Consider the following 2,082-nt stretch of genomic DNA (forward strand, 5'->3'; position numbering starts at 1 on the left):
ACATCGAGAGGAGGTGAGCACCGTCACGTCGTTCCCCGGGCGGCGCACGGCGGCGGATCCGGGCGGGATGACGTAGTCGAGATCGGTGTCGGGGACGCGGTCGGGCGTGCCGTAGAGGTCGACGTGCTCGATCACGAGCACCGGGTCCTCGAGGGCGAGCGCGGCGTTCATGAGCCCGACGTAGTCGGCAGCGGTCGAGGCGGCGACGATGCGCCACCCGGCCTGCGTCGCGAAGATCCCGGCGGGATCCATGAGGTGCTGCGAGCCGTAGCCGGACCCCATCGCGACCTTGGTGCGCAGCACGAGCGGGACGGTGTTGTTGTCGCCGAACATGTGCCGGGCCTTGCCGACCTGGTTGAACACCTGGTCCGCAGCCACCCACATGAAGTCGGGGTACATGAACTCCACGACGGGGCGGAACCGGCCGTCCATCGCGATGCCGCCGGCGGCGCCGAAGAAGCCGTTCTCGCTGATCGGGGTGCCGATGACGCGGTCGGGGCCGTACTTCTCGGCGAGGCCCTTCGTCGCGCCGTTCGTACCGCCGCCGAGGCGGTGCACGTCCTCGCCGAGCACGATGATGCGGGGGTCGGTCTCCATCCGGCGGTCCATGGTCTGGGCGACGGCGTCGACGAACTTCAGGTCGCGCCACCCGCCGGTCCACTGCGCGGGTTCGGATGCCGTGAGGGCGGCGAGCTCGGAGGCATCCCCCCGGATGCCGGTGTCCACCACGGCCGGGTCGGGCCACAGCTCCGGGCGGATGCGGCGCCTGCCGGGACGCTCGGGGTCGGCCTCGACCACGGCGGCGACCGACTGCGCGACCGCGGCCACGGCCTGCTCTCGGACCGCCTGCGCCTCGGCGTCGTCGAGGAGCCCGAGGCGGCGCATCTCGGATGCCATCCGCTCCAGCGGATCGCGGGCGCGCCACTGGCCTTCCTCGTCCTTGGTGCGGTAGCCGAAGGCGCTGCCCGGGTAGGGGCCGTTCTGGTGGAAGAAGCGGTAGACCTCGGCCTCGACGATCGCGGGGCCCTCCCCCGCGCGCATGCGCTCCAGCGCTTCGCCGGTGGCGAGGTGCACGGCGAGCGGGTCCATGCCGTCCACGCGCCACGCGGGGATCGAGAAGCCCTGGCCGCGCACGGAGAAGCGCGTGTCGGCGCTCGCCTCGTCGGCGCGTGTGGACACCGCGTACAGGTTGTTCTCGATGAAGAACGCCACGGGGAGCTTCCACGTCGAGGCGAGGTTCATGGACTCCAGCACCGAGCCGATCTGGCTCGACCCGTCGCCGAAGTAGTTGATCGACACATCCGAGGTGCCGGCGTGCTTCTGCGGCCACGCGTGGCCCGTGGCGAGCGGGGCGCCGCCACCGACGATCGCGTTGGTGCCCAGCGCGCCGGCCTCGAGCCACTGCAGATGCATCGAGCCACCGCGGCCACCCGAGAAACCGGACGCGAGTCCGAGGATCTCCGCCAGCGTGCGGTCGAGCAGCGTCTGCACGTCCGGCGTCACGAGGGCGGCCGGGTCGAGCGCACCGCCGGAGACGTACGCGAGCGTCTTGGCGAGGAACTGGTGGTGTCCGCGGTGCGAGCCGTTCACGGCATCCGCGGGTCGGAGCGACACGATCGAGCCGACCGCACCGCCCTCCTGACCGATGCTGGAGTGCGCGGGGCCGTGCACGAGACCCGCGCCCGCCAGGTCGAGCACCGCCTCCTCGAAGGCCCGGATGAGATGCAGCTGGCCGAGCATCGTCCCGAGCAGTTCCGGGTCGGCGGCCTTCCAGTCCGCGGCGGTCGTCTCCAGCTGCACCCACTCGACACCGGTGTTCAGCCGTTTCCGCTTGGCCATGTCGCTCCTCACGCGTCGTTGCGTCCACCTATACAGGTCGTTCGCTCACACTGTACGATCGGATTGTCTCCAATACAAGGCACAACTGCCGCGAGATACTGTCGAGAGGCGCCTTCATCGGCGTCAATGGATCCAATGGAGGATGCGACATGGGACTTCCGGGACTGCGCGGCAGCGACCACATCGGCTTCACCGTGCCCGATCTCGACGAGGCCGAGGCCTTCGTCGTCGGCGTCCTCGGCG

1 protein-coding gene is annotated in these 2,082 nt (G+C 70.5%); it reads right to left on the reverse strand.

The window, feature by feature from the left end; all coding sequences use genetic code 11:
- A partial coding sequence (locus I5G_RS00335) for a thiamine pyrophosphate-dependent enzyme (protein ID WP_022877268.1) occupies window positions 1–1,839 on the reverse strand: 1,839 nt, incomplete at its 3' end.
- Window positions 1,840–2,082 lie beyond the last annotated feature (243 nt).

Source organism: Microbacterium sp. B19 (assembly GCF_000333395.1).
Classification (GTDB): domain Bacteria; phylum Actinomycetota; class Actinomycetes; order Actinomycetales; family Microbacteriaceae; genus Microbacterium.